This window comes from Rhodococcus sp. EPR-157 (genome assembly GCF_001647195.1).
Taxonomy (GTDB): domain Bacteria; phylum Actinomycetota; class Actinomycetes; order Mycobacteriales; family Mycobacteriaceae; genus Rhodococcoides.
The window spans coordinates 1-6,625 of the sequence record NZ_LVCV01000540.1; the positions used below are offsets into that span (position 1 = coordinate 1).

The following is a 6,625-nucleotide window of genomic DNA, read 5'->3' on the forward strand; positions in this document are numbered from 1 at the left end:
CACCGACCACGGCAGCACCGACACCGCGACTCCGACGGTTGCCAATCCGACGGCAAGGGACGATTGCGACGGCGTGATGGCCAGGCTCGATGCGATGAGCGGCAAGATGCCCTGGACCGAATAGAGCTGAGCGAACGTCGCGATTCCCGCGAACAGCAGAGCTGCGACGAGTCGTTTGTACTCGCGAGAGCCGCGGGGGTGGCCTTCCCACTCGAGTGCAGATTCGGTCGTCGAACTCATTGCTGCGACGTTAGGACTCGGAACTACCTACGTCCAATGCATGGACCGGGTTGTTTCGATACCTCCGCGATATGATTCACCGATGCGCGACGAGGCCAGGGATCTGCTACCGCTCATTCCGACGCTCCTCGCGGTCGCCGATACCGAACACATCACCGAGGCGGCAGACCTCCTCGGCATCCCGCAGCCCACCGTCAGCCGCCAGATCACCCGGGCGTCGAACATCCTCGGTGTGGAGATCGTCGAGCGACGAGGCCGCGGAATCGCGATGACCACCGCCGGCCGAATCCTGGTGCCGTACCTGCAGCGCGTCGCCGTCGACCTCGAAGCGGGGTTGGACGCCATGAGCGAGCACGACGCCAGAGCCCGCGGGCGCATTTCGATCAGCTTTCAGAACACCCTCGGCGAAGATATCGTGCCTGCGCTGATCAAACAGTTTCGCGGTGAGCACCCGGCGGTGACCTTCGAGCTCGACCAGGGGGCTCGTGCGCGGTGCCTCGACCGTCTCGACGACGCCTCATCCGACCTCGCGTTCGTGTCTCTCAGCACCGAGCACACGGCGGCGAACTCGTTCCAGCTCTACGACGAACGTCTGGTGCTCGTCGTTCCTGCCGACCACAGGTTGGCAGGCGCGCGATCGGTGGACCTCGCCGACACGGCCGAAGAGAACTACGTCGCGATGGGTCACGGCTTCGGCATGCGATCGATCTGCGACGAGCTCTGGTCCGAGGCGGGGATCGCTCCCGATATCGCCTTCGAAGGCCAGGACATCCACACGTTGCGCGGACTCGTTGGGGCCGGACTCGGGATCAGCATCCTTCCGCGGATGCGCGGGCAAAGCGGGGAGGCGGTCGAGGTGCGGATCGCGGATCCGGCAGCACGACGGCGCATCGGGATGGTGTGGTCGGCCCGCCAGCACGCGAGCCAGGTCGAGGCGTTTCGGTCGATGGTCATCCGCAGCGGCCGCGGCCTTGTGGTCAGGTGATGTGGCTCCGCCACTAGTGGCACGGTTGAGTGCATCCAGGTGCACTTATTCGTGCCACTGGCGCGGAGCGCCGCAACGTCGAAACCTGGCTGTGGTTGAGTGAGCCCGTGCAGCTGATTCTGGTACGCCACGCGCTTCCGCTCCGTTCCGAAGAGTCGGCCGACCCGCCGCTCGCCGAACTCGGACATCAGCAGGCAGCACGGATTCCCGACGCCCTGGCGCGGTTCGGCGTCGCGCGTACCGTCGCCAGCACCCAGTTGCGCGCACTGCAGACCGGGACCTCGCTCGCCGCCGACCGCGGTCTACGGCTCGACTCCGACGAGCGCCTTACCGAGTACGACCGCGACTTCGGCGGTTACATCCCCATAGAGGACGCACGCACCGAGTTCGCCGACGCATTCGCGCGCATCAAGGACGGCCACCTCCCAGAGCAGGTCGACGAGGTGGCGTTCCGCGCTCGTGTCCTCGAGGGGATTGCGGCGGCGGTCGACGGCGTCGAACACACCGACACGGTCGCCGTGTTCGCGCACGGAGGTGTCATCAACATCGTGCTGCAGGACATCCTGACGACGCCGAAGGTGCTCGGGTTTCCGATCGACTACTGTTCGATCACGCGAATCCTGTACTCACGCAACGGTAAACGCTCGGTCGCGTCGATCAACGAGACCCAACACGTGTGGGATCTGCTGCCGCGCAACCGCTAGAAATACTCCCCGGATGTGCGCGGGAAGGCGTCCTCGGCGCACAATCGGGGGGTAGATTTCCCGGGCGACCGCCAGATCCTCATAGACCTCTTAAAGTGCCAGCTCACACCGCCAATTCGGCCGGATATGCGCGGTGAGCTGGTCGAAGAGGCTCCGAGCGCCGGTTAGCCTCAGAACCACTATGGGTAAATTCCGCGTTCTCCGCAGGCCGTCCGCTGCTCTCGTCGCCATTGCTTTTCCGCTGGTGGCTGCCGGTGCGTTCGCGCTCGGCGCGGGATACGACCTGAGCCCCGCCACCGAAACGGCCACGGCGCCCGAGGCAACTGCCCAGCCCACCGCGACAGGTGATCCGCTGGCGGAATCGAGGAGCAGCCTGCAGGAAGCCGGTCTACCCCTCAGCTTTCTGGCCGGGGGCATCACGCAGCTGACCGACGGCGGCAATCAGCTCAACGACGGCGTCGTGCAGCTCACCGACGGCATCACCCAGGCTCACGACGGCACAATTCAACTCGCCGATGGTTTCGGCCAGTACCGCGACGGCATCGGCCAGCTCGGCGACGGCGCGTCCCAGATCAGTGGAGGCGTCGACCAGCTCGTCGACCGCTTGTCTGCGTTCGGCGCGCAGCAGGCCGAGTTCACGGCCGCGCTGGACGCCGCAGCCGCCCAGGTCGACGCCTTTCCCCACCCCGGTTCCGACGCCATCTCCGGTCAGATCCGCGGTGTCGTCGACACCCTGAACACACAGGGGTTCGGGCCGTCGACTCTCGCGGACCTGCAGACCCTCAAGAGCGGTGCGCAACAGCTGTCCGGCGAGCTCAACGACCCCTCCAGCCAATTCCTGACGGCGACCGGCCAGCTCGGCGACGCGACCGTGCAGCTTCGTGACGGACTCGGGCAGCTCGACGACGGTGGCGGCCAGCTCCGCGCCGGAACCGACCAGCTCATCACCGCGGTGGAACCCGTCACGGGCATCGTCGACGGCATTTCCACCAACGTCCAGGACGCAACCACCGGGCTACCGACGGCTAAGGAACTGTCAGCGTCGAACTCCGACATTGCCGTCGCTCCCGCCGCTACGTCCAGCACGCCCGTCGCGCCCTACCTGATCGCCGCTCTCGTCGCTGTCGGAGCGATCGGTGCCGTCAGCCTGGTACGAGTGCTGAGCCGCGACTCCCGCTTCCGCTGGATCGCCGCTGCAGTCGCAATCCTCGCCGTGGGAGTCTGCGCGGCACTGGCATTCGCATTCACGGCTCCGGAAGCCGGGATCGGGGCACTGCTGGCCGCAGGCATCTTCCTCGTCGTATCCGCCGCTGCCTACCTCACGGCTGCAGGTGCGATCCAACGTCTACTCGGCGCCACCGTCGGACAAGCAGTCAACGTCGCGCTACTTGTCATCCAAGTGGTCGTCTGCGGTGCCGCGTACGCGAGCAGCGCAGCGATCTGGGGACACCTGTCGGCCTTCATGCCGATGGCCTACACCGCCGCCGGCGCCCGCGAGATCGGCTACTCGGCCATGACGTCGACCGGCTGGCTTGCCATCGCGTTGACGGTCGTATTGCTGGTGGTCTCCGCGGTGGTCTACCGAGCTACCGACAGCTCCCGCGAGACGGTCTCACCCGACTACGCGTAGCCCTCGTCTCGAGCACCCCGAAAGCCCCGACGGTACCGTCAGGTACGTATTCGTATCGCCAATCGTCGTGGTCGAGAAGAAGGGGAGTCGTGAACGAGAAGGCTACGCGCAAGGACTGGCTCGGACTGAGTGTCCTCGTCATTCCCATCCTGCTCGTATCGATGGACATCTCGGTGCTCTACCTGGCGCTTCCCGCGGTCGCCGCCGATCTCGAACCCACCAGCAATCAAACGCTGTGGATCCTCGATCTGTACGGATTCTTCCTCGCCGGGTTGCTCATCACGATGGGCTCTGTCGGCGACCGCATCGGTAGACGCAGGTTGTTGATGATCGGCGCGGTCGTATTCGGCGCCGCGTCGGTGCTGGCCGCGTTCTCGACGTCCCCCGAGATGCTCCTGGTTGCGCGCGCACTCCTCGGCGTCGGCGGGGCCACGATCGCACCGAGCACGCTGTCCTTGATTCGCAACATGTTTCATGATCCCGCCCAACGCAAAGAAGCAATCGGATTGTGGACGGCGGGCTTCGCCGGTGGTGGTGCCATCGGTCCGGTGATCGGCGGATTCCTGCTCGAACACTTCTGGTGGGGATCGGTGTTCCTCGTCAACATTCCGGTCATGGCTCTACTGCTGGTCAGCGCACCACTACTCGTCCCGGAGTTCAAAGATCCGAATCCAGGCAAATTCGATCCGATCAGTGTCGTGCTATCGATCGCGGCGATGCTCGGCATCGTCTATGCGATCAAACATGGCGCCCAGGAGGGATTCGACGCTGCAACGATTTCCACAGCACTCGGAGGTCTGGTACTCGGCTACTTCTTCGTCGACAGACAGCGGCGTGCCACCGATCCCCTCATCGACATCACACTGTTCGCGGAAAGAGCGTTCAGTGCAGCAGTTCTCGTACAGTTCCTGGTGATCTTCGCCCTCACCGGGTTCAGCCTGTTCGCCTCGCAATACCTGCAACTTCTGGTGGGCCTCGGGCCGTTGGCCGCCGGACTGTGGTTGTTGATTCCTGCGGGCACTGCCGGGCTGGGGGCAGTCCTTTCCCCGACGCTGAGCAAAATCGTCCCGACGGGCACCATCATCGCCGGTGGGCTGGTGCTCATCGCGGTCGGTTCGCTGACACTGAGCTTCGTAGGAACGAACTCCGGCATACCATTGCTGATCACCGGAATGTCACTCATCACGCTCGGTGTCGGCGCTGCATCGACCTTGAATTCCGACATCGTCCTCACCGCCGCAGCTCCCGAAAAGGCCGGCACGGCATCGGCATTGTCCGAGACAGGCGCCGAGTTGGGTGGCGCCGTCGGCATTGCCATCCTCGGCACGATCGGCACTACGGTCTACCGCAACGGCCTCCAGGATTCACTCCCCCCGGAGACTCCCCCCGAGATCGCTGGTCCCGCGTCGGAAACTGTCGGAGGCGGCATGGCCGTCGCCGAGTACCTGCCCCCGCCGTTGAACGACGCCCTCCGCGAACTCGCCGCATCGAGCTTCATCGACGGCTTGAACCTCGCAGCGGCCTGGTGTGCAGCAGGTATGGGGATATCGGCGTTCGTCGTCTACCTGCTGTTGCGCGGCAAGCGGTTACAGCCGCACATGGCTGACTAGATGCTGTCCCGCAGGTAGTTCGCGAGCCACGTCGTTGCACTGGTTCCGTTGGAATCGACGGCGTAGGAACCGTATTCCTGATGGATACCGGAGCGGTAGAAGGCCTCGATCTCACGTCTGCGTTGCTCGTTCGCCTGGTTGGACAGCTGGCCCTGCAGTACCGGCAGGCCACCTGCCGACGCGATGTCGCCCAGCAGAACGTCCGCGTCCTGCTGCGCGTGTGCGACGACTGCCGGATTCGGATCCGAAGACATGGCCAGGAAGCCGGCAAGTCGAGCGACGTAGTCGTCCTTGGGTGTCGAGCAGTACAGGTCACCGACCGCACAGAACGTACGAACGACGGGGCTGACGAAACCGAATCCTCCGACGCGGGGGCCACCGACTCCGGTACCGACTACCTGAGGCCCGACGAGTGCGTCCGCATCGGAGCGCTTGGGATCGGAGACCAATCCGACCGCAACGACGCGATCTGCAGGTACGACGCCGAGGCCGGTCCCGATGGACGCCGCCAGGTCGCCTGCCGCGTCGGCACCTTGGCTGTAGCCGATGATGCCGAATTTGGTTGCGCTGCACTGGTCGGCCATGGCCTTGATCATGCCGCCCGCGTTGGCAGTCGCCACTGCACGGGATTCGCCGTAGATTCCACCCTCCCACGGGAACGCCGTAGCGGGGTAGGACACGTAGTCGGTACGAATATCGGAGCTGGCGATTCGATCGGTGACCGCAGTCAACATGCCCGGCTTCGGTGCCGCGCCCGAACTGGTCTCCCATGTGCCAGGGATCGCAACGACGTACAGGCCTGGGCAGGACGCTGGATCCGCCGATGCAGTGACTGTGGGCAAGGTGGAGACACCTGCAACAACGGCCACGACCGATCCGATGGTGGCGACGAACTTCTTCACGCGCATGATGCGGCCTCACTGCTTAGCGGACTATCGACTTCGCAGGCGAGGTTTCCACGCTTCGATGTCGAAACGATGCCCAATCGGTAAACAGAGGTTACCCAAAACTATGAGCATGCATACACCGAGACGAAAACGAGGTTATGGCACGGAAAAACGTGCACATGGCACGGTGCTCCGGCGATCGCTTGAATGGTCCATTCATACGATCAGATGGCTGGAAAGTCCCATTCAAGCGGCCAGAATGCGGACGACCCACCGCTCGAATGGTCCATCCATACGATCAGATGGCTACGGAAGACCATTCAAGCGGTGGGTCGGCGTACGAGAAAACTACCGCTGCGGCGCCTGAGTGGGGACGATCGGCGAGGGCAGCGCGGTGACTCCCTGCAGGAACGTGTCGACGGCGGCCGCGCAGGACCGTCCTTCGGCGATTGCCCAGACGATGAGTGACTGGCCGCGGCCCATGTCACCCGCGACGAAGACACCGGGAACGTTGGTGACCCACTCGTTGGTGCGCTTGACGTTGCCGCGCTCATTGAGATCGACACCGA

At 64.4% G+C, this 6,625-nt stretch carries 5 protein-coding genes and 2 pseudogenes; 4 read left to right on the top strand and 3 right to left on the bottom strand.

Annotated elements, in window-relative coordinates; all coding sequences use genetic code 11:
* Nucleotides 1–240, bottom strand: a pseudogene (locus tag A2J03_RS23980) (MFS transporter); the annotation flags it as partial.
* Nucleotides 241–322: 82 nt separating this feature from the next.
* Here A2J03_RS23980 and A2J03_RS23985 point away from each other — a divergent pair.
* The 4 genes from A2J03_RS23985 to A2J03_RS24000 all read left to right on the top strand — a co-directional run bounded on the left by A2J03_RS23985 (nucleotide 323) and on the right by A2J03_RS24000 (nucleotide 5,169).
* The gene (locus tag A2J03_RS23985) at nucleotides 323–1,225 is read left to right on the top strand and encodes a LysR family transcriptional regulator (RefSeq protein ID WP_197480939.1); all 903 of its coding nucleotides are present in this window, start codon (nucleotides 323–325) and stop codon (nucleotides 1,223–1,225) included.
* A gap of 107 nt (nucleotides 1,226–1,332) precedes the next feature.
* The gene (locus tag A2J03_RS23990) at nucleotides 1,333–1,929 is read left to right on the top strand and encodes a histidine phosphatase family protein (protein WP_068379002.1); all 597 of its coding nucleotides are present in this window, start codon (nucleotides 1,333–1,335) and stop codon (nucleotides 1,927–1,929) included.
* Nucleotides 1,930–2,110: 181 nt separating this feature from the next.
* On the top strand, nucleotides 2,111–3,559 hold the full coding sequence (locus tag A2J03_RS23995; protein WP_068379005.1) for a phage infection protein: 1,449 nt from the start codon (nucleotides 2,111–2,113) through the stop codon (nucleotides 3,557–3,559).
* Nucleotides 3,560–3,648: 89 nt separating this feature from the next.
* The gene (locus A2J03_RS24000) at nucleotides 3,649–5,169 is read left to right on the top strand and encodes an MFS transporter (RefSeq protein WP_068379008.1); all 1,521 of its coding nucleotides are present in this window, start codon (nucleotides 3,649–3,651) and stop codon (nucleotides 5,167–5,169) included.
* Here A2J03_RS24000 and A2J03_RS24005 read toward each other — a convergent pair.
* Both A2J03_RS24005 and gltD read right to left on the bottom strand, forming a co-directional pair.
* The gene (locus tag A2J03_RS24005) at nucleotides 5,166–6,077 is read right to left on the bottom strand and encodes a cutinase family protein (protein WP_068379011.1); all 912 of its coding nucleotides are present in this window, start codon (nucleotides 6,075–6,077) and stop codon (nucleotides 5,166–5,168) included. The two genes, A2J03_RS24000 and A2J03_RS24005, sit on opposite strands and share 4 nt — an antisense overlap.
* A 327-nt stretch (nucleotides 6,078–6,404) precedes the next feature.
* Nucleotides 6,405–6,625, bottom strand: a pseudogene (gene gltD, locus A2J03_RS24010) (glutamate synthase); the annotation flags it as partial.